At 35.8% G+C, this 24,977-nt stretch carries 25 protein-coding genes; all 25 read left to right on the forward strand.

All coding sequences use genetic code 11. The features are described 5' to 3' along the window. Positions 1-702 carry a precorrin-2 C(20)-methyltransferase gene (gene cobI, locus ACKF5P_RS02235; RefSeq protein ID WP_408955868.1) on the forward strand — a complete coding sequence of 234 codons (702 nt, stop codon included), beginning with the start codon at positions 1-3 and terminating at the stop codon, positions 700-702. A 128-nt stretch (positions 703-830) separates the two neighbouring features. Continuing rightward, positions 831-1,577 (forward strand): precorrin-4 C(11)-methyltransferase, encoded by a 747-nt coding sequence (gene cobM / locus ACKF5P_RS02240; protein WP_408955869.1) that lies wholly within the window; start codon positions 831-833, stop codon positions 1,575-1,577. A 5-nt stretch (positions 1,578-1,582) separates the two neighbouring features. Next, positions 1,583-2,614: a cobalt-precorrin 5A hydrolase gene (locus tag ACKF5P_RS02245; protein ID WP_408955870.1), complete on the forward strand. Its 1,032-nt coding sequence runs from the start codon at positions 1,583-1,585 to the stop codon at positions 2,612-2,614. Positions 2,615-2,640: 26 nt separating this feature from the next. After that, the gene (cobJ, locus tag ACKF5P_RS02250) at positions 2,641-3,327 is read left to right on the forward strand and encodes a precorrin-3B C(17)-methyltransferase (protein WP_408956614.1); all 687 of its coding nucleotides are present in this window, start codon (positions 2,641-2,643) and stop codon (positions 3,325-3,327) included. Then, positions 3,324-4,079, forward strand: coding sequence for a precorrin-6A reductase (cobK, locus tag ACKF5P_RS02255; RefSeq protein WP_408955871.1), 756 nt, complete (start codon positions 3,324-3,326; stop codon positions 4,077-4,079). The genes cobJ and cobK overlap by 4 nt, the downstream gene beginning before the upstream one ends. Further along, positions 4,072-4,665, forward strand: coding sequence for a bifunctional adenosylcobinamide kinase/adenosylcobinamide-phosphate guanylyltransferase (gene cobU, locus ACKF5P_RS02260; RefSeq protein ID WP_408955872.1), 594 nt, complete (start codon positions 4,072-4,074; stop codon positions 4,663-4,665). The genes cobK and cobU overlap by 8 nt, the downstream gene beginning before the upstream one ends. A gap of 129 nt (positions 4,666-4,794) precedes the next feature. Further along, complete coding sequence (locus tag ACKF5P_RS02265) at positions 4,795-6,327, forward strand: cobyric acid synthase (protein ID WP_408955873.1); 1,533 nt, start codon at positions 4,795-4,797, stop codon at positions 6,325-6,327. Further along, a complete protein-coding gene (locus tag ACKF5P_RS02270; RefSeq protein WP_408955874.1) occupies positions 6,324-7,841 on the forward strand; it encodes a cobyric acid synthase in 1,518 nt (505 codons plus the stop codon). Before ACKF5P_RS02265 ends, ACKF5P_RS02270 begins: the two co-directional genes overlap by 4 nt. 352 nt (positions 7,842-8,193) lie before the next feature. Next, positions 8,194-9,144: an adenosylcobinamide-phosphate synthase CbiB gene (gene cbiB, locus ACKF5P_RS02275; protein ID WP_408955875.1), complete on the forward strand. Its 951-nt coding sequence runs from the start codon at positions 8,194-8,196 to the stop codon at positions 9,142-9,144. A gap of 119 nt (positions 9,145-9,263) precedes the next feature. Continuing rightward, positions 9,264-10,643, forward strand: a complete 1,380-nt coding sequence (locus ACKF5P_RS02280; protein ID WP_408955876.1) for a cobyrinate a,c-diamide synthase — start codon at positions 9,264-9,266, stop codon at positions 10,641-10,643. Next, positions 10,644-11,243 (forward strand): cob(I)yrinic acid a,c-diamide adenosyltransferase, encoded by a 600-nt coding sequence (locus ACKF5P_RS02285; protein WP_408955877.1) that lies wholly within the window; start codon positions 10,644-10,646, stop codon positions 11,241-11,243. Further along, the gene (cobS, locus tag ACKF5P_RS02290; protein WP_408955878.1) at positions 11,243-11,977 is read left to right on the forward strand and encodes an adenosylcobinamide-GDP ribazoletransferase; all 735 of its coding nucleotides are present in this window, start codon (positions 11,243-11,245) and stop codon (positions 11,975-11,977) included. The genes ACKF5P_RS02285 and cobS overlap by 1 nt, the downstream gene beginning before the upstream one ends. A gap of 121 nt (positions 11,978-12,098) precedes the next feature. Further along, positions 12,099-12,980, forward strand: a complete 882-nt coding sequence (locus ACKF5P_RS02295; RefSeq protein ID WP_408955879.1) for a kinase — start codon at positions 12,099-12,101, stop codon at positions 12,978-12,980. A 2-nt stretch (positions 12,981-12,982) separates the two neighbouring features. After that, the gene (cobD, locus tag ACKF5P_RS02300) at positions 12,983-14,062 is read left to right on the forward strand and encodes a threonine-phosphate decarboxylase CobD (protein ID WP_408955880.1); all 1,080 of its coding nucleotides are present in this window, start codon (positions 12,983-12,985) and stop codon (positions 14,060-14,062) included. A gap of 54 nt (positions 14,063-14,116) precedes the next feature. After that, a complete protein-coding gene (gene cobC / locus ACKF5P_RS02305; protein ID WP_408955881.1) occupies positions 14,117-14,737 on the forward strand; it encodes an alpha-ribazole phosphatase in 621 nt (206 codons plus the stop codon). A 399-nt stretch (positions 14,738-15,136) separates the two neighbouring features. Further along, positions 15,137-15,913, forward strand: a complete 777-nt coding sequence (sigG, locus tag ACKF5P_RS02310) for an RNA polymerase sporulation sigma factor SigG (RefSeq protein WP_408955882.1) — start codon at positions 15,137-15,139, stop codon at positions 15,911-15,913. A gap of 13 nt (positions 15,914-15,926) precedes the next feature. Then, on the forward strand, positions 15,927-16,637 hold the full coding sequence (gene spoIIR / locus ACKF5P_RS02315) for a stage II sporulation protein R (RefSeq protein ID WP_408955883.1): 711 nt from the start codon (positions 15,927-15,929) through the stop codon (positions 16,635-16,637). A 107-nt stretch (positions 16,638-16,744) separates the two neighbouring features. Beyond that, positions 16,745-17,002 (forward strand): YlmC/YmxH family sporulation protein, encoded by a 258-nt coding sequence (locus ACKF5P_RS02320; protein WP_408955884.1) that lies wholly within the window; start codon positions 16,745-16,747, stop codon positions 17,000-17,002. 108 nt (positions 17,003-17,110) lie between these two features. Further along, positions 17,111-17,251 (forward strand): hypothetical protein, encoded by a 141-nt coding sequence (locus ACKF5P_RS02325; RefSeq protein ID WP_408955885.1) that lies wholly within the window; start codon positions 17,111-17,113, stop codon positions 17,249-17,251. A 353-nt stretch (positions 17,252-17,604) separates the two neighbouring features. Continuing rightward, the gene (nrdR, locus tag ACKF5P_RS02330; protein ID WP_408955886.1) at positions 17,605-18,057 is read left to right on the forward strand and encodes a transcriptional regulator NrdR; all 453 of its coding nucleotides are present in this window, start codon (positions 17,605-17,607) and stop codon (positions 18,055-18,057) included. 14 nt (positions 18,058-18,071) lie between these two features. Beyond that, positions 18,072-20,195, forward strand: a complete 2,124-nt coding sequence (gene nrdD / locus ACKF5P_RS02335; RefSeq protein WP_408955887.1) for an anaerobic ribonucleoside-triphosphate reductase — start codon at positions 18,072-18,074, stop codon at positions 20,193-20,195. A 250-nt stretch (positions 20,196-20,445) separates the two neighbouring features. Next, positions 20,446-20,892: a hypothetical protein gene (locus ACKF5P_RS02340; RefSeq protein WP_408955888.1), complete on the forward strand. Its 447-nt coding sequence runs from the start codon at positions 20,446-20,448 to the stop codon at positions 20,890-20,892. Positions 20,893-20,940: 48 nt separating this feature from the next. Further along, positions 20,941-21,858, forward strand: coding sequence for an ornithine carbamoyltransferase (gene argF, locus ACKF5P_RS02345; RefSeq protein ID WP_408955889.1), 918 nt, complete (start codon positions 20,941-20,943; stop codon positions 21,856-21,858). A gap of 446 nt (positions 21,859-22,304) precedes the next feature. Continuing rightward, the gene (locus ACKF5P_RS02350; protein ID WP_408955890.1) at positions 22,305-23,345 is read left to right on the forward strand and encodes a peptidoglycan DD-metalloendopeptidase family protein; all 1,041 of its coding nucleotides are present in this window, start codon (positions 22,305-22,307) and stop codon (positions 23,343-23,345) included. A gap of 230 nt (positions 23,346-23,575) precedes the next feature. Then, the gene (locus tag ACKF5P_RS02355) at positions 23,576-24,976 is read left to right on the forward strand and encodes a metal ABC transporter substrate-binding protein (protein WP_408955891.1); all 1,401 of its coding nucleotides are present in this window, start codon (positions 23,576-23,578) and stop codon (positions 24,974-24,976) included. Position 24,977: the final 1 nt, after the last annotated feature.

A 24,977-nucleotide genomic window follows, 5' to 3' on the forward strand; every position in this document is an offset into this window, starting at 1 on the left:
ATGAGTGGTAAATTATATGGTTTAGGAGTTGGCCCAGGTGATCCAGAGTTATTGACCTTAAAAGCTAAACGAGTTTTGGAAGAAGTTGATATGATATGTACTCCACAGTCTAAAAAAGGTAGAGATAGTGTTGCCTTACAGATAGTCAAAGAAGAGGTGGATTGTCAAGGTCGAGTTAAGAAATTACTCTTTCCAATGATCTATGATCAGGATGAATTGAACAAGTTTTGGGATCAAGCAACAGAGGAGATGGTTACCTTATTAGAAGAGGGCCAAGACCTGGCTTTTATTACTATTGGGGACCCCTTATTATATAGTACTTATATTTATGTCTTAGAACGGATTAAGAATAATCACCCAGAGATTGAGGTGGAGACGGTACCCGGGATTACTTCTATTGCAGCAGCTAGTTCACGGTTTAATCTGCCGTTGACTGAAAAAGATGAGAAATTAGTTATTGTGCCGGCAACTTATGATCATGACAAGCTAGAAGAGATAATCAAACAGAATGAAAATATTGTTTTACTTAAGGTAGCTAAGTATTATGATCAAATTGTTGAATTATTAACTGAACTGGAGTTGCAGGAGAATGCCTGGTTTGTCAGTCGTTGTGGGCAAGAGGATGAATTGATTACCAAGGATTTAGATTCTTTGGTAGGAACGGATGTTGATTATTTATCGATGATGATCGTTAAAAAGTAATGAATATTTAATAATGAATAATTAATAGTTAAAAACCAATTAACAATTAAAAAGTTTTTGGCTTTAAGAGGTTTTTTAACTGTAAACTGTCAACTGTAAACTGTACACTAACTAGAGGGGGTAGGTCAATGAAGGTTTATTTTATTGGAGCAGGAGCAGGTGATCCTGAATTATTGACGATTAAAGGGATGAAAGCATTAGAACAAGCAGAGGTCGTAATTTATGCAGGATCATTGGTCAATCCTGAAGTTTTGGAGTATGCTCCGCAAGCGGAAGTTTATAATAGTGCGAGCATGACTTTAGAAGAAGTATTAGAGAAGATAGAAGAAACGGTTGCAGATAATAAGATAGTAGCCCGAGTCCATACAGGTGATCCTAGCATCTATGGAGCGATTCAAGAGCAGATGGATCATTTACATGAAGTAGGAATTGAGTATGAAATTATCCCTGGAGTCAGTTCATTCTTAGCTGCAGCTGCAGCAGTGGAACGGGAGTTTACTTTACCAGATGTTACTCAAACTGTAATTGTAACGCGGATGGAAGGAAGAACTCCTGTACCAGAGAAGGAGAAGTTGGCTAAGCTAGCTCAACATAATGCTTCAATGGCAATCTTTTTGAGTGTCCAGATGATTGAAGATGTAGCAGCAGAGTTGACTAAGGAGTATTCTAGTTCAACACCGATTGCTGTAATTCAGAAGGCATCTTGGGCTGATCAAAAGATAGTCAAGGGTACTTTAGAAGATATAGCTGTGAAGGTTAAGGAAGCAGGAATTAATAAGACTGCTATGATCTTGGTCGGTGATTTCTTAGATACTGAATATGAAAAATCAAAATTATATGACAAAAACTTTACCCATGAATTTAGAGAGGCCTAAAGCGAATGAAGTTAGCTATTGTTGCTTTAACTGAAGAAGGTAAGAAGTTAGCTTCTAAGTTAGAACAGGATCTAGAAGCTGACATCTATCTACCAGCCAAGTTGTCAGCAACAGGAGTAATTAAGTTTGATTCTTCGTTAAAGGAGCTGGTAGGTCAGTTATTTAAGGAGTATGATGGGATTATCTGTATTATGGCTTTAGGGATTGTGGTGCGGGTGTTGGCCCGTTATGTAGCTGACAAACGGAAAGATCCAGCAGTGATCACTATTGATGAAACGGGCCAACATGTAATCAGTACCTTATCGGGTCATTTAGGTGGGGCGAATTGCTTAACTGAAAGGATAGCAGAGTTGATAGAGGCTGAGCCTGTGATTACAACTGCAACTGATTGCCAGGGGAAGTTGGCCTTTGATCTGTTGGCTAAGGAGCTTGGCTGTGAGGTTATTCCTTTCTCTAATTTGAAGTTGGCCAATGGAGCGTTAGTAAATGAGAAGAGAGTCAATATCTTTACTGATCTTAAGCTTGATTTAGAATTGGATCAGAATGTTAGACTATTTCCATTAGAGAAGATAGGAACGGTAGAAGGATTTCCTGTTATTATTTCTGAACGAAAATTTACGATTAAGGAGCCTTATTTACAGTTGGTACCGCAAAATATAGTTGTAGGTCTTGGCTGTCGGCGGGGAGTCAGTAAGAAGCAAGTGAGGGACGCTGTTGAGTTAGCTTTAACAAAATTGGAGTTGAAAATAGAAAGTATTAAGAAGTTAGCAACGGTTGACTTAAAGCAGGATGAAGCTGGAATTTTAGAGTATGCTGAAGAATTGGAAGTTCCGGTTGAGATTATTTCTAGAGTAGAGATTATGGAAGCTGATTTTGAATATACTACGTCAGAATTTGTTAGAAAACAGATAGGAGTTGGTGGTGTATGCGAGCCAGTAGCGATAATAAGTGCCAACAAAAGAGGGGAGCTGATCTTATCAAAAACAGTAAGCAATCAAGTCACAGTAGCAGTAGTCAAGGAAGTATCTATGTTGTAGGTATTGGCCCGGGTAATATTGAACAGATGAGTTTGAGAGCTTATCGATTGTTACAAGAGGTTGATGTAGTAATTGGTTATAAGACTTATATTAAGTTGTTAGATGAGCTAGTATCTGAGGAGCAAGAAGTAATTGAATCACCAATGACTAAAGAGATTGATAGGGCCAACAAAGTAATTGAGATAGCTCAAACAGGTAAGAGTATAGCAATTGTCAGTAGTGGTGATCCAGGAGTCTATGGGATGGCTGGTCTGATCTTAGAGGTAGTTCAAGAAGAAGAAATAGACTTACCAGTAGAAGTAGTTCCAGGAATTACAGCTGCTAATGCAGCAGCATCTTCTCTAGGAGCACCATTGATGCATGATTATGCGGTGGTCAGTTTAAGTGATTTATTGACGCCTTGGGAAGTAATCAAAGATAGATTAACTAAAGCTGCTCAAGCAGATTTTATCGTAGCATTATATAATCCTAAGAGTAAGCAGCGGACTGAACAGATTGAGATAGCTCAACAGATATTTTTGGAGCATCGAGATGGAAGTACACCAGTAGGGATTGTACGTAAGGCTAAGCGAGGAAATGAAAGAGTTGTGATTACTACTTTAGCTGAGATGCTAGAAAAAGATATCGATATGTTGACGACAGTGATTATTGGTAACTCTGAAACATTTACAGCCGATGATTTAATGATTACACCGCGAGGTTATAATGTATGATCCTTGTTTTAGCTGGAACTAGAGATAGTCGTGAGATAATCAGAAGCTTAAAAGAGCTTGGTAAAGAGCTAGTGGCTTCTGTAGTTACTGATTATGGTTATCAGCTAGTCTCCCAACCGGAAGTTGAAGTGATTCAACAACGCTTAGATCAAGCAGTTCTGGCTGAGTTGATAAAAAAGCGAGGGATTAATCTTGTAATTGATGCAACCCATCCTTTTGCAGAAGAGGTTTCTAAGACAGCAATTGAGGTCTGTAATAATCTAGAGGTTAATTATCTTCGTTTTGAACGAGACGAGGTTAAAGTTCCTAAACAGGATTTAATCATTGAAGCCAATAATTATCGAGAAGCTGCTAAACGGGCCAACGATTTTGAACGAGTGCTATTGACGATAGGTAGTCGAAGGTTGAAGTATTTTGTTGAGGAAGTTGATAACTGGGAGCAGAGATTAATAGCACGGATTTTGCCTACTTGGCAGTTTGTTAAGCAAGCAGAGGAGCTAGGATTTACACCTCAGAATCTAATTGGAATGCAAGGGCCTTTCAGTAAGGAGTTAAATCAAGCAATCTTAAAGAGATATGATATTTCAGCTTTAGTGACTAAAGCAAGTGGTAAGACTGGTGGATTGGGGACCAAATTAGAAGCAGCTTTAGATTTAGGGATTCCAGTAATCTTGATTACTAGACCACAGTTGCCTACAGATAAGATTGTAACTGATTATCAGAAGTTATTAGGAGAGATTGCAGATGAGTAAATTGGTCTTAGTATTAGGTGGAGCAAGGAGTGGAAAGAGTAGCTTTGCTGAGGATATTGTAGAGAACTTAGGAGGTCAAGGTGTAATTTATGTGGCTACTTCTGAAGTACGAGATGAAGAGATGAAAGAAAGGATTATTAGACATCGCCAATCTAGACCACAAGAGTGGCGAACGATTGAGGAGTCAAAGCTAGTCAGTCAAGCATTGACTGAGCTGGAGGAAGGCTCAGTCGTCTTGCTTGATTGCTTGACGGTCTTACTCTCTAATCTGATCTTAGCTGATAGTGACTTAGCTGAAGATGAGACTGATTTCACCTTACAGGCTAAAGAGGAAGAGATTTTGGCTGAGGTTGAGCAGATAATTGAGGTAGGACGAAATAAGAATTTAGAGTTGGTCATTGTTTCTAATGAAGTAGGGCAGGGTGTAGTCCCTCCTTATAAATTAGGTCGAGTCTATCGTGACCTAGTCGGCTGGGGCAACCAACGGGTTGCTGCTCAAGCTGACGAGGTTTATATCACATATGCAGGGCTACCGGTTGAGATTAAGGAACTAGGGATGGAAACAAGAGCACAATTCAGTGAATAATTAATATTGAATATTGAATAATTAAAGGTCAAAAGCTGAAAATCAGCACCACGAATTAACTTCTTGATCTTTTTCTAATTATTAAATATTAATTATTAGATATTAAATGCTTTTAACGGGGGTGTTTAAATGGCACAGGGAATTATGTTCCAAGGGACAGCATCAAATGTAGGGAAGAGTATCTTAGCGACTGCTTTATGCCGTATCTTTGCTGAAGATGGCTATCGAGTAGCTCCTTTTAAAGCTTGGAATATGGCTCTAAACTCCTATGTAACTAAAGATGGAGGAGAGGTTGGTCGAGCCCAAGCTGTCCAAGCTAAAGCAGCAGGGATTGAGATCGATGTTGATATGCAACCTCTTTTGGTCAAGCCTAAGGGTGGTGGTCTATCTCAAATTATAGTCAGAGGAAAGCCGATTGGTGATCGAGGCTTGGATCGTAAGACTGAAGAGTATATTGACTGGGCAGTGGAGATTATCGATCAATCTTTGACCGAGCTGGGCCAAGATTATCAAGTCTTGGTGATGGAAGGAGCAGGAGCTGCAGCAGAGATCAATATTAAGGATCAGGATTTGGCCAATATGAGGATTGCTAAGTTGAACCAGACTCCAGTTTTGTTAGTAGCTGATGTTGATCGTGGTGGAGCTTTAGCCTCAGTGGTTGGTACTTTGAAGTTATTAGAACTTGAAGAGAGGAAGTTGGTCAAAGGGATTATCTTAAATAAATTCCGAGGGGATTATGAGTTATTAAAGCCGGGGCTTGATATCTTAGAGGAGAAGACAGGTAAGCCGGTTGTCGGAGTTATTCCTTACTTTAAAGGTTTTAAGATTCCTGATGAAGATGCAGTTGTTCTGGATCGATTCGATTCTGAGGAGGCTGAGATTAAGATTGGGGTGCTTAAGTTACCCCATATTTCTAATTTTACTGACTTTGATGCTTTGGCTGAAGAAGAAGAGGTAATGGTTGATTACATAACTAAGAATGATGAATTGGCTGATTATGATGCTTTAATCATTCCAGGGACTAAGAATACAGTAGCCGATTTACTCTATTTACAGGAGGAAGGTCTGGCTGAACGAATAACTGAACTTGCTGAGCAAGGAATGAATGTTGTAGGAATCTGTGGTGGATATCAGCTCTTAGGGACTAAATTGATCGATCCTGAGTTGGTTGAAGGGACAGAGGAAGAATTGCCTGGATTGGGTCTACTGGATTTAGAGACGACTTTTAACCAAGCTAAGACGACTCATCAAGCAGAGGCAGTGATTGAGTCAGAGGTAGGTTTTATGGCTAATCTGGCCAGTAAAGAAGTAACAGGTTATGAGATCCATATGGGCCAAAGTGAGTTGGGTGCAGATGCAGTACCTTTCTGTAGGGTTGAAAAGCGATCTCAACAAGAGGTTAAGATACTTGATGGTGCCTGCAATCAGACAGGTTCGGTGTGGGGGACTTATCTCCATGGTATCTTTGATAATCATAGATTTAGATTGGAGTTTATCAATCACTTACGCCAGCAAAAGGGTCTGGAGTTGTTGGAAGTTGACTCAGATGTAAGTCAAGATAAATTAGAAGAAGGTTATCAAAAGTTGGCTACAATAGTCCGAGAGAATTTAGATTTAGATTATATCTATCATGTCTTAGAAGAGGATGGGATGCTATTATGACAGAAGGAGCGATTATGTTCCAAGGGACAGGTTCAGATGTAGGAAAGAGTGTTTTGACTGCTGCTATCTGTCGAATTTTGGTACAAGATGGTTATTTTGTAGCTCCTTTTAAATCACAGAATATGGCTTTGAACTCTTATATTACTAATACAGGAGGAGAGATCGGGCGGGCTCAAGCTGTCCAGGCAGAAGCCGCTAAGGTCGATGCTACGGTCGATATGAACCCCATCTTGTTGAAGCCGAAGGAGGATACTTCTTCACAGTTGATCATTCATGGGCAAGTCAGTCAGAATATGACTGCTCAGGAGTATTTCAGCTCACAACAGGTTGGCTTACAAGCGATTGAGGAGTCTTTGGAGCGGTTAAAGGATCAGTATCAGCTCGTTGTTTTAGAAGGAGCAGGTAGTCCAGCAGAGGTCAATCTTAGGGATTATGATCTGGTCAATATGCGGATAGCAAGGCTGGCTGAGGCACCAGTAATTTTGGTGGCTGATATAGATCGTGGTGGAGTCTTTGCTTCAATTATTGGTACCTTTGAGCTATTAAATGATCAAGAATGTGATCAGATTGAAGGGATTATCATTAATAAGTTTCGCGGAGAGGTCAGTCGACTCCAGTCAGGGATCGACTATGTAGAAGAAGAGATAGGGGTACCAGTATTAGGAGTACTTCCTTATTTTGAAGACTTTAAAGTACCACAAGAAGATTCAATTCCTAGTTCTATTCAAGGAGCAGAGGATTATCAATTGGAGGTTGTAGTTATTAGACTACCTCATATCTCCAATTTTACTGATTTTGATGCTTTAGCCAAGGAGCCAGGTACTAGAGTACGTTATGTTGAGTATAAAGAGGAGCTTGGCGAGCCAGATTTGATCATTATTCCTGGTAGTAAGAATACGATTGAGGATTTGGAACATTTATATCAGACTGAGCTTGCAGCAGAGATAATTAAGAGGGCGGAAGCTAAAGTTCCAGTGGTAGGAATCTGTGGTGGCTATCAGATGCTAGGAAGAGTGATCTATGATCCTGCTGGAGTGGAGACAGAGCGGGGACAGATTGAAGGTTTGGGTCTGTTGGATTTGGAAACGACCTTGGCTACTGAGAAGATTACCAGTCAAGTTCGAGCTAGAGTTACAGGAGATAAAGGTTTTTGGGGGCAATTAGAAGAAGAGTTGGTTACTGGATATGAAATTCATATGGGACGGACTGAATTAGGGGTTGGTTCCCAACCTTTATTGGAGATTACTGAGCGATCAGAAAGAGAAGTCAGTGTAGCTGATGGTGCTTGTAGTCCTGATGGTTTGATCTGGGGGACTTATTTGCATGGGATCTTTGATAATGATAATTTAAGGCGTAGGTTGATTAATTTCTTGCGGAGTAAGAAGGGGTTGGCTCCGCTAGAGGATGGAGTAATAGAGATCGGTTCAAAGCGGGAAGAAGCTTATGAGAAGTTGGCTGTTGGTGTTAGAGAGAATCTAGATATGGAGAAGTTGTATGAGATTATAGGGTTATAAAGCATAGTTTAAGTTTGAGGTTAAGTTTAAGTAAAAGCAAAATCTTTGTTTTTCTAATGGTTGGCTTAAACTATATTACAATAATGTGGCACTTTTGATTTAGCGGGTAGAAATGATATTTGTAGGGGCAGGTCTTTGTGCCTGCCCATGTTAAATCACGGGCGACCACGGAGAGTCGCCCCTACAAAAACACATTCTTTTACGAACGAAAAGTGCCACTGTATATCAATTATTCTTAACTTTTTCTATGATAAATTTTTATATTGTAAGGTTTTGATTTTAAGATTTTAATGTTTTTAACTGTACACTGTAAACCGTAAACTATCAACTGATAAGCGAAGGGAGGGAGTAGATGGAAGAGTATTTAGTATTAATAGCAGTAATTATTGATCTACTAGTTGGTGACCCTAACTTTTTACCTCATCCAGTCGTAATAATTGGGAAAGGGATTAATTGGTTAGAGTTAGGATTGCGGAAGATATTTAGTGGTAAGCTGGGGCTGAAGATAGCGGGAGCTATTCTGTCAGTAGTAGTGGTTGGGAGTACTTATCTGATCAGCCAGCTAATCTTAGAAATCTTTTTTGGCTTTAACTATCATTTAGGACTAATAGTTTATATTTGGTTATTGTCAACTACAATAGCAATAAAAGGATTGGTTGGAGCAGGAAGAGAGATCTATCATCAATTGAGTACGGCTCAGCTTAAGCAAGCTAGGAAGAGCTTAGGTTGGATTGTAGGACGAGATACAGATTTGTTAGAAGCAGGAGAGATTGTCAGAGGTACGATAGAGACTTTGGCTGAAAATACGAGTGATGGAATCATCGCTCCTTTATTTTTTGGTTTGATTGGAGGAACTCCGTTAGCTTTAGCTTATAAAGCGGTCAATACCTTAGATTCAATGGTTGCTTATCAGAATGAGAAGTATCAAGATTTTGGTTGGGCTGCAGCTAAGATTGATGATTTGGCTAATTTGATTCCAGCCCGCTTGACCGGAGGACTATTTGTGATAGCTGCTGTCTTTTTAAATAAGGAATGGAAGCTATCGTTAGAGACGATTATTAAAGATGCTAAAAAACATCCTAGCCCCAATGCTGGTTTTCCAGAGGCAGCAATAGCAGGAGCATTACAGATTCGACTAGGAGGGGTCAATTATTATCAGGGCCAACGTAGCAAAAGAGCTTATCTAGGCCAAGCTAAGGTTGACTTTGCTACTGAACAGATTCAAGATACAATTAAATTGCTCTATTGGAATACTGGAATCTTTCTAGCTGGATCTTATTTGCTTATCTTAGTGTTTAGATAAAAAGAATTTAATTAGTGTTGATTCGAGTGCATTCGTGGTTAAAAGCTTTTCTGTTTTGATTTTAATTATTAAATATTCAATATTAATTATTAATTGTTTTTTAGTGGGGAGTTGATGAGATGAATCCTAGAATAGTAATAGCTGGTACTAAAAGTGGAGTAGGAAAGACGACAATTACGATCGGTTTGATGGCTGCTTTAGTGGAGCAGGGTTATAATGTGCAGCCTTATAAGGTTGGCCCGGATTATATCGATCCAGGATTTCATACTATAGTTACTGGCAATCAATCTCGTAATTTAGATAGTTATTTCTTATCAGAAGAAGGAGTTAGAGAGAGTTTTTTGAATGCTTCTCAAGAAGCTGATATTTCAATTGTTGAAGGTGTCATGGGGCTATTTGATGGGAAGCAAGGTCGTAAAAAGCAAGGGAGTACAGCCCAAATTGCCAAAATATTAAAGGCATCGGTTGTATTGGTGATTGATGTTAAAAAGGTGGCCCAAAGTGCTGCTGCAATGGTTTATGGTTACAAAAATTTTGATTCTGAATTGAATTTAGCAGGGGTTATCTTAAATAATGTAGGTAGTAAGCGACATTATGAAATGATTAAAGGGCCAATTGAAGAGGAGGTTGGAGTAAGAGTATTGGGTTATCTATCTTCTCAACAGGAGTTAGAGTTACCAGAGCGTCATTTAGGTTTGATACCAACGGCAGAGAGTGAAGAGTTGACGGACTATATTACTCAGTTGAGTGATCTAATCAAGCAGTATCTTGATTTAGAAGCTGTAGTTGAGTTAGCTAAGACTTCTGTTGACTTAGAATTAGCAGAGCAGAAGCTCTTTGCTCAGACTGATGAGTACAATCTGACTTTGGGTGTAGCTTATGATCAGGCTTTTAATTTTTATTACCAGGATAACCTTGATATTTTAGAGAATTTAGGAGTTAAGCTGGAGTATTTTAGTCCGATTAATCATTATAAATTACCAGAGGTTGATGGGTTATATATTGGTGGTGGTTTTCCAGAAAGCTTTTTAGAGGAGTTAACTGCTAATCAAAGCATCAAAGAAGATATTTATCAGCGGGTAGAAGCAGGATTGCCTATTTATGCTGAATGTGGAGGTTTGATGTACTTAACAGAACAGATTACAGATTTTGCTGGAGAGAACTTTCCAATGGTTGGATTGATTTCGGCCCAAGTAGAGATGCAGGATAGATTACAAGCAATGGGTTATGTCAAGGCTAAGGCTTGTCAAGATAATTTATTATTAAAGGCTGGAGAAGAGGTTAAAGGGCATGAATTCCACTATTCTAAATTGACCAATCTAGCAGATGAGTTGGCTTATAGTTATCAATTATTTGGTGGTAAAGGGGAAGATGGAAGGTTAGAAGGAATTGTGAGTGATAATCTATTGGCTAGCTATTTACATCTTCACTTTGGGAGTAATTTACAGGTAGCAAGGAGATTTTTAGATAACTGTCAAGCTTATAAGGAGGGTAATTAAATGGAGATACAGTCTGAATTAAAACAAGGGTTGGTTCAGGTCTATACTGGGACTGGCAAAGGAAAGACGACTGCTGCTTTAGGATTGGGTTTAAGAGCTGTAGGACATGGCTTAATTGTAGAGATGATCCAGTATCTAAAAGGAAGTAGTTATACTGGGGAATTATTTTCGACAGAGAGATTACTTAATTTCAATTTGAGACAATTTGGGAAAGGATGCTCTTTTTCTAGTCAGATTCGCCAAGGGATAATGGAATGTACAGGCTGTGGAGAATGTTTTGTCGGAAAAGGTGATGAGCTTGAAGTTCATCGAAAATTTGCTCTATGGGCCTATCAATATACTGAAACTGTCTTAAACAAGGGAGAGGCTGATTTAGTGATCTTAGATGAGATCAATAATGCACTACGCTATGATCTATTAACGACAGAAGAGGTATTAGCTTTAATAGATCTTAAGCAAGAACGGACAGAATTGGTTTTGACGGGGCGAGGAATTCCAGAAGAGATTGTAAAACGGGCTGATTTAGTGACTGAAATGAACGCAGTTAAGCATCCCTATCAAGAGCAAGGGATTAAGAGTAGATGGGGGATTGAGTATTAATGAACCGCTTCTTAATTGCTTTACAGTTTATTACCCGAATTCCAGTAACGAAGAAATTAGATTATAAAGAAGAAAACATAGGTAGTTCAATGCTCTATTTTCCTGTGATTGGTTCTTTGTTGGGATTATTGTTAGTGGGAATTAACTATTTAGGAGAGTTATATCTTCCTGAGTTAGTGACAAATAGTCTATTATTAGGGGGAATGGTAGCATTAACAGGGGGGATTCATCTAGATGGTTTGATGGATACCTGTGATGGGATCTTTAGCGGACGGCAAAAGGAGAGAGTCTTAGAGATTATGAAAGATAGTAGGGTTGGAGCTTTTGGTGTAATCGGCTTAGTGGTTTTATTTATTTTAAAATTTAGTTTATTCGTTGAGGCTCCAATAGCTGATAAGAGCTTGCTCTTGCTTTACTTTCCTACTATTAGCCGTTGGTCAATAGTCTATGCTACTTTTCATTATCCTTATGTCCGCAAGGAAGGATTAGGTAAGGCTTATGTAAATCACTTTACAATGACTCATTTTTTATTAGCAACTGCCTGGACAATGGTGCTGGGAATAATTTTGTTTGGATTAACTGGAATAGTGATCCATTTAGTCAGTTGGCTAGCTGTAATCTTAATTGCTAAAATTATTATTAATCAGATAGATGGACTGACAGGTGATAGTTATGGGGCGATCAATGAATTTATGGAAGTGGCGGCGTTGTTGATTATGGTAGTCTTAGTTTAAAAAAAGTGTCAGTTATGTGTGTGAGTGTGAGTGAGGTCAAAACCATAAGGTCTAGGGTTTTGCTTTTGCTCACACACACTACTCACACTGACACTATATATTAGTATAGGGAGTAAAAACTATGAAAGTAACAGTTAAAGTGCCAGGGACTTGTGGTGAGTTAGTACAAGGTCTGTTAGATGAAACTAATTTTTTAATCAGCTGTCCGATTGACCTATATAATGCAGTTACAGTTAAAGTAGATAATTCTCAATCAGGGATTAAGATGGCTCAACAAGCAGATAAGACCTTACTGGCAATTAAAAAGACTTTACAGTACTTTGGTTATCAAAACTTAGGTTTAGAGGTTGAATTAGAATTTCAGTTATTAGTAGGCAAGGGAATGGCTAGTAGTACAGCAGATATTGCAGCAGCTATTATTGCGACCACCTTGGCTTTAGGAGAAGAAGTAGAGCTAGAATTAGTTACTAGGTTAGCTTTAGCGATTGAACCTACTGATGCTTCTTTTTGGCCCGGGATAGTTGCTTTTGATCATTTAGAGGGAAGTAAGGTAACTAGATTAGGGCAGATAGAACCGACTACACTACTGATCTTTGATTGTGGAGGAGAGATTGATACTGTTAGATTTAATCAAAGAGATGATTTAGTAGAGTTAAAGCGGGCCAACTCTGACCAGGTTGCTCGAGCTTATCAGTTGGTTAAAGAAGGGGTTCAAAAGAATGACTGGGGACTAATTGGGCAAGGGGCTACTATCAGTAGCTTGGCCAATCAGGATATTTTAGTTAAACCTAAGTTGGAACAATTAATTGATTTAGTAGAACGGGAGGAAGGTATGTTAGGGGTCAATATTGCTCATAGTGGAACTTTAGTAGGAGTACTAATTAAAGGTGGATTTAAAATAGAGTCACTCTTGAATAAGATTAGAGAAGAGATTCCTAACTTAAATTATCTAACCTGTCGAAGAATAATTAATGGAGGTTATCTTATAAGTAGGGGGGGATAAAGATGTCACAAGAGAAGCATGGCGGCAATCTTAATCAGGCAGTTAAGGAGTATGGTTTAGAGCAAGAAGAGATTATAGATTTTAGTGCTAATATCAACTTTTTAGGCCCTCCTAGTAAGGTAATGGAGGCTATTAAGGACAACTTAGATCAGATAGTTAATTATCCTGATCCAAACTGTATTGAATTGAAGAATGGGTTAGCTGAACAGTTAGGAGTTAAGCAGGAAGAGATTATAATTGGTAATGGTGCTGTGGAGTTGATTTATTTGCTTGCTAAGGAATTACAAGCACAGCGGGCGTTGGTGTTGGCCCCGACTTTTTCTGAATATGGAGCAGCGGTCAAGAGTGTAGGGGCCAACGTAGAGGAATTTAAATTAAGAAAGGATGATCAATTTGAGATTGATGTAGAGCGATTGATAACTAGGTTAGCTGAGGTTGATCTCTTCTTTTTATGTAATCCTAATAATCCAACCGGGAAGTTAATCACCAGAGCAGAGATAGTTGAGATTATCAAGGCGGGCCAACGGTATGATACCTTTATTATGGTTGATGAAGCATTTGTTGATTTTTTAGAGGAAGAGGTGACAGTAATTGATCTAGTTGATCAGTACGACAACCTATTCGTATTGCGGTCTTTGACTAAGTTTTTTGCTATTCCAGGGTTGAGGCTAGGTTATGGGGTTAGTAATTCCAATCTTCTTGAAGAGTTAGAGTGGGGGAAAGCCCCTTGGAATTGTAACTTCTTGGCTCAACTAGCAGGCCAAATAGCCATTGACGATCAAGAGTATATAACAAGAACTAAGGAGGCTATCAAACGGGAAAAAGAGTTTTTATATCGAAAATTAAAGGGAGTAGCTGACTGGAAGGTTTATTATCCAACTGCTAATTATATCCTGATTGATTTGAGTTCACTTTTTATTACAGCAACTGAATTAAAGGATGTGTTGGCCCGACGAGGAATTTTAATTCGTAATTGCAATACATATACTGGGCTTGGGGAAGACTTTATCAGGGTTGCAGTTAAAAGTAGGGATGAGAATCAAATTTTAATAGCTAACTTAATTGAAATAATAGGTGGATAAATAAAATTAAAAGACTTAATTGTGAACTATGTAATTAAATAAGGAGGTTGTTGAATGGAAACTGAAGTGATTTTAGTGCGACATGGTGAAACAGAATGGAATCGAGAATTAAAATTTCAAGGAAGTCAAGATGTTGAATTAAGTGTTAAAGGTAAAGAACAGGCAAAAAACTTAGCAATTAGATTTGCTAGTAAGAAGATAGATAAAATTTATTCTAGTAATTTAAATAGGGCTTATCAAACAGCAAGCTTAGTAGCTGAGAAACATAAGTTAGAAGTGGTTCAGGTTGATGGATTAGAAGAGATTAACTTTGGTGAGTGGGAGGGAAAGACTTATCAAGAAATTAATGAACAATTTGATTTTACTGTTGAACAGTGGATGAAAGATCCAGTTAGTAAAAGACCACCAGCAGGAGAAAGTTTAAAAGAGTTAGAAGAACGTAGCATAAAAGCTTTTAAAAAAATTTTAGAAGAAGAAAGAGGAAAGAAGATAGTAATTGCTAGTCACGGAGGAGTAATCAGAGTCTTACTCTGTAACCTGTTACAAATACCTCTCAGCAATTCTTGGAGGTTGAAACAGTCCAATACAGCGGTTAATATTCTTAAATTTTATGAAGGTGATGAAAGTGTAGTTCTAGAGTTATTGAATTGTAGTCTTCATTTGGAGATGAAATAAAAATTCAAAGTAAATTTAGAATTGTTTTAACAAAAGAGTCAACAGAGAAGTTAACTTCTCTGTTGACTCTTTTTATTTCGAATGAATAATTAGAGTTAGGCAAGGTTCATTTTTAAAATGTAGTTTGATTTTGAATAAGCTATATTCATATCGTACATAATACCTAATATGATTGGAAAGTGGTTTGAGATTTTTAACTAATAATTAAATTGCTCCTGCTAATTTTAAAGGATAACTATGACAATCCCCTTCTTTTATATTAAGCAATACATAATTTTCATATTGAGACCTTTTTTTAATTACTTATGTAAAGAAAATTGATGTATAGATATCCTAATTAATGCTAATACTGTTAATGGATTAAGGAATTCAATATGGTAATAATTGGGAGGGTAATAAATGGGAAAGAAAGTAGATCTTTGTGGTGTTAACACTTCAGAGCTACCAGTTTTATCTAATAAAGAAATGAGAAAATTATTTAAAAAGATGCAGCAAGGAGATGAAACAGCTAGAAATACGATAGTTGGAGGAAATCTAAGACTAGTTCTTAGTGTATTACAGCGATTTAACAATCGTGGAGAGCCAATTGATGATCTTTTCCAAGTTGGCTGTATAGGATTGATGAAATCGATAGATAATTTTGATTTAAGTAAAAATGTTAAATTCTCTACGTATGCTGTTCCAATGATAATTGGGGAGATCAAACGACATTTGCGGGATAATAATCCAATTAGAGTTAGTCGCTCATTACGTGATACAGCTTATAAAGCTCTGCAAATTAAAGAGACTTTAGAAAATAAAAAGTCTGAAGAACCTAATTTAACTGAAATAGCTCAAGAATTAGGGATTCCAAGAGAAGAAATTGTTTATGCCCTTGATGCTATTCAAGACCCTATTTCACTATTTGAACCAATTTACCATGATGGTGGAGATCCAATTTATGTTATGGATCAAATTAGTGATGACAATGATGATAATGATTGGTTAGAAGGGATTGCAGTTAGAGAAGCATTGAGACAATTAGAGGATAGAGAAAAGTTAATTTTAACGTTAAGATTTTATGAAGGTAAAACGCAAATGGAGGTAGCTGGGAACATAGGAATTTCTCAGGCTCAAGTTTCTAGGTTAGAAAAAGCGGCTTTGAATAATCTAAAGAAATATGTTAAGGAAGGCTAAGGAGGAGTAAAAGATGAAACGGGTTAAATTTATAATTATAATTGCTATTTTGATCAGTTTTGTTTTTGTGACAGGCTATCGAAATAGTTTTATTATTAAGGAGGCAAACCTCCAAGCTTATAAGCCGGAAGATTTATTAAGGTTACACGTAGTTGCTAATAGTAACTCATTGGATGATCAACGAATAAAAAGAGAGGTTAAAGCTGAAATAATCAATGAAACTACTTACTTATTTAAGAATTTGGACAATCCTTTACAAGCTGAGGCAGTGGTAAAGAACAACTTAAATCAAATCAAGCAAATAGTTGAAAATAAATTAAAAGAGAATAATATAGATTATAATATTAAATTAGAATTAGGAAACTTTAATTTTCCAACAAGGAGTTATGGAGGAACGACTTTAGAAGCTGGAGAATACCAGGCATTACAAGTCAGGATCGGTGAAGCAAATGGTGAGAACTGGTGGTGTGTACTATTCCCACCACTATGTTTTGTTGATTCAATTGGAGAATTATCAAAAGAAGAATTAAATAAATTATCTGAAAAAGAAGAGATTAAAGAAAACCAAATTCCAGTAGAATTTAAATTTAAATTAGTTGAAGTGATAGAAAAAAATCCTCAAATAGTTAAATCTAAATTAAAGTTGGCCCAAATTCTAGAAACTTCTTTTCCAGGATTGAATAAATTATTGTTTTCAGGAAAACAGAATAGTAAAGAAAAATAATAAAAATTATCACTTAACGTTAAGTGATAATTTTTATTATTTTGTAACAAACTTATATCCGACACATATAATAGTTATAAACAATTGAGTAAAAAAGGAGGAGTAAAATGATTAAGACTTCTGAATTGAAAGCAAAGGAGATTATCAATGTCAGTAATGGACAGCGGCTAGGGATGATAGAAGATATAGACATTGACTTAGCAGCTGGCAAAATAAATGGAATAATTGTACCTAAGGAAGAAAAAGTTTTAAAACTATTCAGAGAGAACAACAACTTATACATATCATGGTCAAATATAGAAAAGATAGGTGAAGATGTTATTTTAGTTACGATCAATGATGGACTAGAACAGTCTAACACTTAAGATTAAAACTTATTACCTTTGTTTCTGCTAATAGAAATAAAGGTTTTTTAGATATAGTAGGATATAAAAAACCAAGTTGGAAATTATAAATAATGAAGGAGGGGGAAAATGGATCTTTCAAAAAAGTTTAAAGAGAACTGGGCCAATTTATCAGCAGATGAGGTTGATAAACTAAAAAATATGGAAGAAGCAATTAATGAAGATGAAGTTAATAAAAATATAAAGTTGATGGTAGTCAAGGATAAATAAATTTAATAAGTTTCTTGTTTAAGAAATTTTTAAAAGGAGGATTTTAATTTTTTATCTTGAACGTATATAGAAGAGATTAGCTACTATTACAAATGAGCTATTAACCTACAAATAAGTAGATAAGTAAAGTCAAATATGATTTTGCTTATATCAATTTTTAATGAAAATTAAAATTTGCAGTTTAAAATAGCTGATTTGCTGTAATTTAATTTAATCAACTTAAATCAAGATAAATAAATTGAATAACAGTTAGACATATCATATATAGTATGATATTATTTCCAAGCACACAATATATTGTGTGCTTTTGTTTGATGTAGGGTTAGTTTAAGGAGAGGGGTATAGTTTTAGTTATGAAATGTCCATATTGCACAGAGGTTAGTAGCAAGGTTGTTGATTCAAGAGCTACAGAAGACAATACAACAATTAGACGGAGAAGAGAATGTTTAGGTTGTAGTAAACGATTTACTACATATGAGAGAATAGATGAACTTCCTATTATAGTTGTTAAAAAGGATGGTAGAAGAGAGAGGTTTGATAGGAATAAGATCATGAGTGGTTTGATTAAAGCTTGTGAAAAAAGGCCAATTTCTAGAGAACAATTAGAAGGAATAGTTAATTCACTAGAGCAAAAAATTAGGAACCAGATGGAAGGTGAAGTTGAAAGTACTGTTATTGGTGAACTTGTAATGAATTATTTATGTCAACTTGATGAAGTGGCCTATGTCAGATTTGCTTCAGTTTATCGTCAATTTAAGGATATTGAGAATTTCAGAAAAGAGTTAGATAAATTATTAGATAATTAAGGAGTGTATAATTAATGACTAAAAGAACGAGTGCTAGATCAGAAAAAAGAAGAATTACTAAAGTCAAAAAAAGAGATGGAAGAGTAGTAGCATTTGATAAGCTTAAAATAGTAGATGCTATCTTTGGTGCAGCTCAAGAAGTAGGTGGTCATGATCGAGAACTTGCAGAAGATGTGGCAGAATTAGCAATTGATTATTTAGTGGAGAATATTACTTCTGAAATTCCGACTGTAGAAGAAGTACAAGATTCTGTAGAAAAAGCTTTAATTGAAAGAGGACATGCTAAAACTGCTAAAGCATATATTTTATATAGAGAAAAACGTTCTCGCTATCGTCATGCCAAGAGTGATTTAATGCAACAGGTATCGGAGGTAGAAGAAGAAACGATTAGGGATAATGCTAATGTAGGAAATTCGCCTTCTGCTAAGATGTTACAAGTAGGAATGGCAGCGAGTAAAGAATATTATCTTTCTAATTTAATTCCAGAACATATTGTAAAAGCTTATCGCAAAGGGGATATACATATTCATGATTTAGATTATTACGGAAAAACAATTAATTGTATGCAGATTCCTTTAGCCAAACTATTAAAAGAAGGGTTCAATACAGGTTATGGATATATTCGACCACCAAAAAGAATTTCGAGTGCAGTAATGCTATCTTGTATTATTTTGCAAAGTTGTCAAAATGATATGTATGGAGGCCAAGCTTTCCCGTGGTTTGATAAAACTATGTCCGAGTATGTTCCTAAAGATTATGCAGAATTGAAGAAGAAAGAGAAAGAGGCTAGTATTACAGCAGAAGAACAAAGAATTTTAGAGCATATTAAAGATGATGTTTATCAAGGTATGGAGGCATTGGTCTATAATTTAAATACGATGCACTCTCGTGCTGGAGCACAAGTTCCATTCAGTTCAATTAACTTTGGAACTGACACTACTCTTGAAGGTAGATTGATAATTAAACAATTATTAAAAGCCTTTAAAGCAGGATTGGGTAATGGAGAGACTCCTATTTTCCCTAATTTAATCTTTAGATTAAAAGAAGGGGTTAACTTTAACCCTCAAGATCCAAACTATGATCTTTATCAATTAGCTTTAGAAGTTGCAGGAAGAAGAATGAACCCTACTTTTTCTTTTATGGATGCAAGCTTTAATCAAGAATATGATGATCGAGCATCATATATGGGTTGTCGTAGCCGAGTAATGGGTAATAGACATGGTGAATCTACTCCTGAATCACGAGGGAATATTGCTCCTATCTCAATCAACTTACCAAGATTAGGGATTAAATCTGATAGCATAATTCAATTCTTCAATCAATTTGATAAAGTTATTGATTTATGTGAAGAGCAGTTGATGCACCGTTACGAAGTTTGTAAAAAATTAAAATTAAAGGATCTGCCATTTGTAATGGGTCAAGGAATTTATATTGATTCTGAAGGTTTAGAACCTAATGACAGTATTGAGGAAGCTATGAAACATGGTACTTTAAGTATTGGGTTTATAGGATTAGCAGAGTGTTTAAAAGCTTTAATTGGCAAGCATCATGGAGAGAGTGAAGAAGCACAAGAATTAGGGTTAAAGATTATTGGACACTTACGTGATCGCTTAGATCAATTAAGTGAAAAGCGTGATTTAAACTTTACTTGCTATGCTACGCCTGCTGAAGGTTTGTCAGGAAGGTTTATTAAACTTGATCAAGAGATATTTGGAAAGATAGATGGTGTGACTGAAAATGATTTTTACACCAATTCATTCCACATTCCTGTTTATTATGATATTTCTTTTGAAGAAAAAATAAGGTTAGAAGCTCCATATCATGAATATACTAATGCTGGTCATATTTCTTATATTGAATTACCAAGTGCTATTGAAAAAAATACAGCAGCTTTAGAGAAGATTCATGGTATAATGAAAGAATCTAATATGGGATATGCTGGGATCAACTTTCCTATCGATGAATGTTTAGAGTGTAATCATTCTGGAGTTATTGCTAAGAATGAATGTCCTTCCTGTAGTAGTGAACGAATAAGAAGAGTACGTAGAGTTACTGGATATTTATCGACTTTAGATCGTTTTGCACCAGGTAAAGAAGCTGAGTATAACAAAAGAATAGATCATTTAAATGATTGTTAATTTTTAGAATGAAAAGCTTTCAGTGAGTAGAAATTTCTACTCACTGAAAGCTTTTTTATTGAGGGTTTATATTATTTTAAAAGTTATTGGTGACTTTTATTGCTTGTTATTTGATTTTGTTTTAGAACTATTATCTTCTTAATCTACAGTTGCCTTCAAGCAACCATTTTTGTTTACAGGAAAAAGATATTTTTTGTTGAAAATAGTAATAGTATCAGTTTTAAACAAAAAGTAGATAAGGAGATGACAAATGAAGAAAATCTCTTTTAGTGTATTATTACTCATCTTGTTGTTAATAGTATCTTATCAGACAAGATTTTTGAATAAAAGTGTAGTTAATGAACAAATCACCTTGAATGCTGGAGAGTATAGTTTATATGATTTTGATTTAGAAGAGAAGAAGGATGTAAAAATTAGTTGTCATAGGTTAGAAGGGGCAGTTATTGAATGGTTATTGGTTAAACAGGATTATCTTAAAAAAGATCTATTTATTGGTGATATAATTGATAATCCTCAATTTAGGAATTATGGTTTTTTCACTTCCACTGAAGAACAGCAAGTACAAAGATTTACTTTAAAGCCTGACAAATATACTATTATTTTAAATAATACCAAACATGGTGAAATTTATCCTAGTGATTTTGCACAACAAGATTCTATAGTAGAAGTGAGAGTTCAAATTATAAAGACTCCTTGAATATTTATTTATATATATGTATAATTATAATTAAGAGGGGTGGATAATATGAAGCATTTATTAACGATGGCTGATTTAACAAAAAAAGAAATTAAAGAAGTTTTTTCTTTAGCAAAGAAATTAAAGAAAGAAAACAAAAAAAATGTTGTTCATAAGTTGTTAGCTGGAAAGAGTTTAGGAATGATCTTTGCCAAGTCTTCTACTAGAACTAGAGTTTCCTTTGAGACTGGAATTTACCAACTAGGAGGCCAAGGAATCTTTTTAAGTTCTAATGATATTCAATTAGGACGAGGTGAATCAATAAATGATACTGCTAAAGTCTTATCACGTTATTTAGATGGAATTATGATTAGGACTTTTGCTCATACTGATGTAGAAGAGCTGGCTGAGCATGGTTCAATTCCTATAATTAATGGATTGACAGATTCTTATCATCCATGTCAAGCTTTGACCGATTTATTTACAATTTATGAATATAAGGGCCAATTGTCCAATCTGAAGATGGTTTATATTGGCGATGGAAATAATGTGGCTCATTCATTATTGTTAGCTACTACTAAGATAGGAATGGATATCTCAATTGCTACACCTAATGATTATCGACCTGATCTAGAAATCTTACACGTTGCTGAAAGATGGGCTAGAGAGAGTGGAAGTCAGGTTGAAGTTGTAACTGATCCATTACAAGCAGCTCAAGGGGCTGATATTTTATATACTGATGTCTGGGCTAGCATGGGGGATGAAATGGAAAAAGAAGAGAGAGAAGAGGCTTTTAAGGATTATCAGGTTAATGCTGAAGTTATGAACGTAGCTCAAGATGATGCTATCTTCTTACATTGTTTACCTGCTCATCGTGGTGAAGAGGTAACAGCTGATGTAATAGATGGAGAACAATCAGTAGTCTTTGAGCAAGCAGAAAATAGAATGCATGTTCAAAAAGCAATTATGGTAAAGTTAATGAAATAAAAAACTGCCGCTCAAGCGGCAGTTTTTTATTTGCCTGCAATTGAAAGCTGTATATTAGAAAATAGTTCATATAGTTTGAAAGGTAAGCAGCTAAAGAGTTGGTCTTATTTTGGTTTTATTTCAAAGTTAGTTGATTTTAGGAAGGATTAAACTATTTGGAGCGAGAATTAATTAAAAGTGGCATTTTATTCTATTGTTAGGAATAAAAAAAAGTGATATAATTTTAATAAATAAGCTTGTCCGTTTATTTCTATTAATCTTATGAAAGTAGGAGGGGATAAAAAATAGTTTTATCTTATTGTAGTTAATTGTTTTTGTAATTATTGGAATAAATGAAAATTTTGTGTACTAAAATTAATTAATGAATACGAGATTGAAATTATGGTATATTAAAAGTGATGAGAAGAGAGTGATGTAAATTAATGTAAACTAGGGAGGATTAAAAAGTGAAACGTGATCGTTTAATAATCTTACTTGTTTTAGCTATAGTAATTATCAGTTCAACAGCTGGATTTGCTAGAGTCAATCAACGAGTGTTGCAAAGAGGTATGCGAGGAAATGATGTTAGAGAGTTACAAGAGAGTTTGGTTATGCTAGGAGAGAAGATAATAATTGATGGTATTTTTGGAGAAGCTACTGAAGAAGCAGTAATTAACTTTCAAGGAAAAAGTGATCTTCCTTCTGATGGAGTTGTAGGGAGTCAGACTTGGACTAGGTTAGAGCAAGCTCTCAGTTTTGATGAGCACACAGTAAGAAGGGGAGATAATCTATCTCGTTTAGCTGATACATATGGGGTTTCGCTTGATGTGATTAAGAAAGCTAATGACCTTAGTTCTGATATTTTGCAAGTTGGTCAGGAGTTAATTATTCCTAAGAGCGGTTTAGGTGGGGTAAGCACTACAGAATTTTATGAGTTTATTGATTACCAGGTTCGTTCTGGAGATACTTTAGAAAGGCTTGCTAGAGAGTATAATACTACAGTTCGCAGGATTAGAGAAGAAAATGATTTAAGAACGGATAGAATTATTCCTGGGCAAAGAATTAAGATTCCAAAGTTGATGATTAATCTACCAGAGACTTCAGAGAATGTTAAATCAGTGGAAAGAGATTTTATTTGGCCAGTACGAGGAAGGATAACCTCTGGTTTTGCTTGGCGGGCACACCCAGTTTCTAACGAACGACAATTCCATAGTGGAATTGATATTGCAGTTCCTGAAGGAACACCTGTTGAAGCATCTAGAGCAGGTGAGGTATTAAGTAGTGGTTGGATTAGAGGTTATGGAAAAACAGTAACAATTGATCATGGAAATGGAGTTGTGACTTTATATGCTCATAACTCACAATTATCAGTAAGATCCGGTCAACAAGTCAGTCAAGGAGAAGTAATTGCTAAGGCAGGTAGCACAGGACAGAGTACAGGACCACATGTCCATTTTGAAATTAGAATAGATGGGGAACCAGTAGATCCAAAAAGTTACTTAGAATAAAGAGAATGGACGTCCATTCTCTTTTTATTTTTAATGGTTATATCAATTTTTTAGAGTTATTGATGAAGTTTATAGGTGAAGTAATCAGCTTTCTTCTAAAGGAATAGAGAAAGTCAGATCTCTTTAAAGAGGTCTGATTTTTTTATTTTAGTAAATATTGACATTATAATTTCTATTTTGTAACATATATATAGATTAGATGCAAATTATTTGCAAAAAGGGGGAGAGTTATGAAAAAGATTAATTTCTTTTCTTTAATCGGTTTATTAATGATAAGTCTAATTATAGTTGGTTGTACTCAAAAACAAGAGGCCTTACAGCAGGAAGAAGCAGAAGAAAATTTAGTTGTTTATAGTAGTTTTTATCCTTTATATGACCTTGTTAATAAGATTGGTGGTGATAGGGTAGATGCTGAACTTGTTGTACCACATGGAACAGAGGTACATAGTTATGAGCCATCACCACGTAAGATTGCTCAAATTGAGCAGGCTGATCTATTTTTGTATAATGGATTAGAGCTGGAACCGTGGGCGGATAGGCTGGTAGAGAATTTAAACCATACAGATGTTAAGACAATTAATGCTAGTAATTTTGTAGAAGTATTAGAGTATGGAGATTATGGATATAATCATAGTCACAAGCATAGTCATAAATGTGAACATGATCATAGCCATCAAGAAGTAGGCGAAGTTGAGCTTATTGATAGAAGTCAGGACCAGGTTATAGCTAAATTTTATAATGATCATTGGCACGGTTTTATTCCAAAAATTAAGAAGGGAGAGCATATTTCACTTGGTGCTATTTTTAGAGATGATCATGGGCATCAGATTACATTAGGAGATAATGAAAATTATCAATTTAATGCAGGTATCGATTCTCATTCTTCAGAAGGTGTTGTGGAGATAGCTTCTTATGGGGATCATCTACATTTGCGAGGTGAGTCTGTTGGTGAGGTTGCAGTTGTTTTTCAATTATGGCATAAAGAGCATGCTGATTGGGAGGCACGACCGATTACGATAGAGGTTGTTGAAGATAAGGGACATGAGCATGGGAGTGAGGATAATAACCATAGTTATACTCATAGTACTCATTGCCATAATCATGGAGAGTATGACCCACATATTTGGCTAAACCCAATCAATATGAGGTTGATTGCAGAGCAATTAGTTGAGAAATTAAGTGAGTTAAATCCAGAAAATGAAGAGATTTATCGAGCTAATTATAATGATTTTGCTCAAGAAATAAAAGAGTTAGATCAAGAATATAAAGAAGCATTAGCCAATAGAAAGAGTGATTATATCTTAGTCTCTCATTCAGCTTTTCAATATTTAGCTGAGAGATATGGCTTGCAGGAACTTTCTGTAACAGGTGTCAGTCCACATCAAGAGCCAAGTCCTGGGACTTTGGCCCAATTAACCAAAGATGTTAACAAGTATAATCTAGATTATATCTTTTTAGAAGTACTAGCTAATCCTAGAACAGCAGAAGTCTTGGCTGAGGAAGCTGATTTGGAAGTTTTGAAATTAAATCCAATTGAAGGGCTAAGGCCAGAGGATGTAGAAGCAGGAGAGGATTACTTCTCAATCATGAGAAAGAATCTTATAACTTTAAGGAAAGCATTGGTGAATTAAA

It is taken from the genome of Natroniella sp. ANB-PHB2 (assembly GCF_046097105.1).
In the GTDB taxonomy this organism is placed as follows: domain Bacteria; phylum Bacillota; class Halanaerobiia; order Halobacteroidales; family Halobacteroidaceae; genus Natroniella.

Excerpts from the sequence above, each read along its gene's own strand:
- cobI (WP_408955868.1), top strand. The coding sequence starts at position 1 with ATGAGTGGTAAATTATATGGTTTAGGAGTTGGCCCAGGTGATCCAGAG.
- cobM (WP_408955869.1), top strand. The coding sequence starts at position 831 with ATGAAGGTTTATTTTATTGGAGCAGGAGCAGGTGATCCTGAATTATTG.
- ACKF5P_RS02245 (WP_408955870.1), top strand. The coding sequence starts at position 1,583 with ATGAAGTTAGCTATTGTTGCTTTAACTGAAGAAGGTAAGAAGTTAGCT.
- cobJ (WP_408956614.1), top strand. The coding sequence starts at position 2,641 with ATGAGTTTGAGAGCTTATCGATTGTTACAAGAGGTTGATGTAGTAATT.
- cobK (WP_408955871.1), top strand. The coding sequence starts at position 3,324 with ATGATCCTTGTTTTAGCTGGAACTAGAGATAGTCGTGAGATAATCAGA.
- cobU (WP_408955872.1), top strand. The coding sequence starts at position 4,072 with ATGAGTAAATTGGTCTTAGTATTAGGTGGAGCAAGGAGTGGAAAGAGT.
- ACKF5P_RS02265 (WP_408955873.1), top strand. The coding sequence starts at position 4,795 with ATGGCACAGGGAATTATGTTCCAAGGGACAGCATCAAATGTAGGGAAG.
- ACKF5P_RS02270 (WP_408955874.1), top strand. The coding sequence starts at position 6,324 with ATGACAGAAGGAGCGATTATGTTCCAAGGGACAGGTTCAGATGTAGGA.
- cbiB (WP_408955875.1), top strand. The coding sequence starts at position 8,194 with ATGGAAGAGTATTTAGTATTAATAGCAGTAATTATTGATCTACTAGTT.
- ACKF5P_RS02280 (WP_408955876.1), top strand. The coding sequence starts at position 9,264 with ATGAATCCTAGAATAGTAATAGCTGGTACTAAAAGTGGAGTAGGAAAG.
- ACKF5P_RS02285 (WP_408955877.1), top strand. The coding sequence starts at position 10,644 with ATGGAGATACAGTCTGAATTAAAACAAGGGTTGGTTCAGGTCTATACT.
- cobS (WP_408955878.1), top strand. The coding sequence starts at position 11,243 with ATGAACCGCTTCTTAATTGCTTTACAGTTTATTACCCGAATTCCAGTA.
- ACKF5P_RS02295 (WP_408955879.1), top strand. The coding sequence starts at position 12,099 with ATGAAAGTAACAGTTAAAGTGCCAGGGACTTGTGGTGAGTTAGTACAA.
- cobD (WP_408955880.1), top strand. The coding sequence starts at position 12,983 with ATGTCACAAGAGAAGCATGGCGGCAATCTTAATCAGGCAGTTAAGGAG.
- cobC (WP_408955881.1), top strand. The coding sequence starts at position 14,117 with ATGGAAACTGAAGTGATTTTAGTGCGACATGGTGAAACAGAATGGAAT.
- sigG (WP_408955882.1), top strand. The coding sequence starts at position 15,137 with ATGGGAAAGAAAGTAGATCTTTGTGGTGTTAACACTTCAGAGCTACCA.
- spoIIR (WP_408955883.1), top strand. The coding sequence starts at position 15,927 with ATGAAACGGGTTAAATTTATAATTATAATTGCTATTTTGATCAGTTTT.
- ACKF5P_RS02320 (WP_408955884.1), top strand. The coding sequence starts at position 16,745 with ATGATTAAGACTTCTGAATTGAAAGCAAAGGAGATTATCAATGTCAGT.
- ACKF5P_RS02325 (WP_408955885.1), top strand. The coding sequence starts at position 17,111 with ATGGATCTTTCAAAAAAGTTTAAAGAGAACTGGGCCAATTTATCAGCA.
- nrdR (WP_408955886.1), top strand. The coding sequence starts at position 17,605 with ATGAAATGTCCATATTGCACAGAGGTTAGTAGCAAGGTTGTTGATTCA.
- nrdD (WP_408955887.1), top strand. The coding sequence starts at position 18,072 with ATGACTAAAAGAACGAGTGCTAGATCAGAAAAAAGAAGAATTACTAAA.
- ACKF5P_RS02340 (WP_408955888.1), top strand. The coding sequence starts at position 20,446 with ATGAAGAAAATCTCTTTTAGTGTATTATTACTCATCTTGTTGTTAATA.
- argF (WP_408955889.1), top strand. The coding sequence starts at position 20,941 with ATGAAGCATTTATTAACGATGGCTGATTTAACAAAAAAAGAAATTAAA.
- ACKF5P_RS02355 (WP_408955891.1), top strand. The coding sequence starts at position 23,576 with ATGAAAAAGATTAATTTCTTTTCTTTAATCGGTTTATTAATGATAAGT.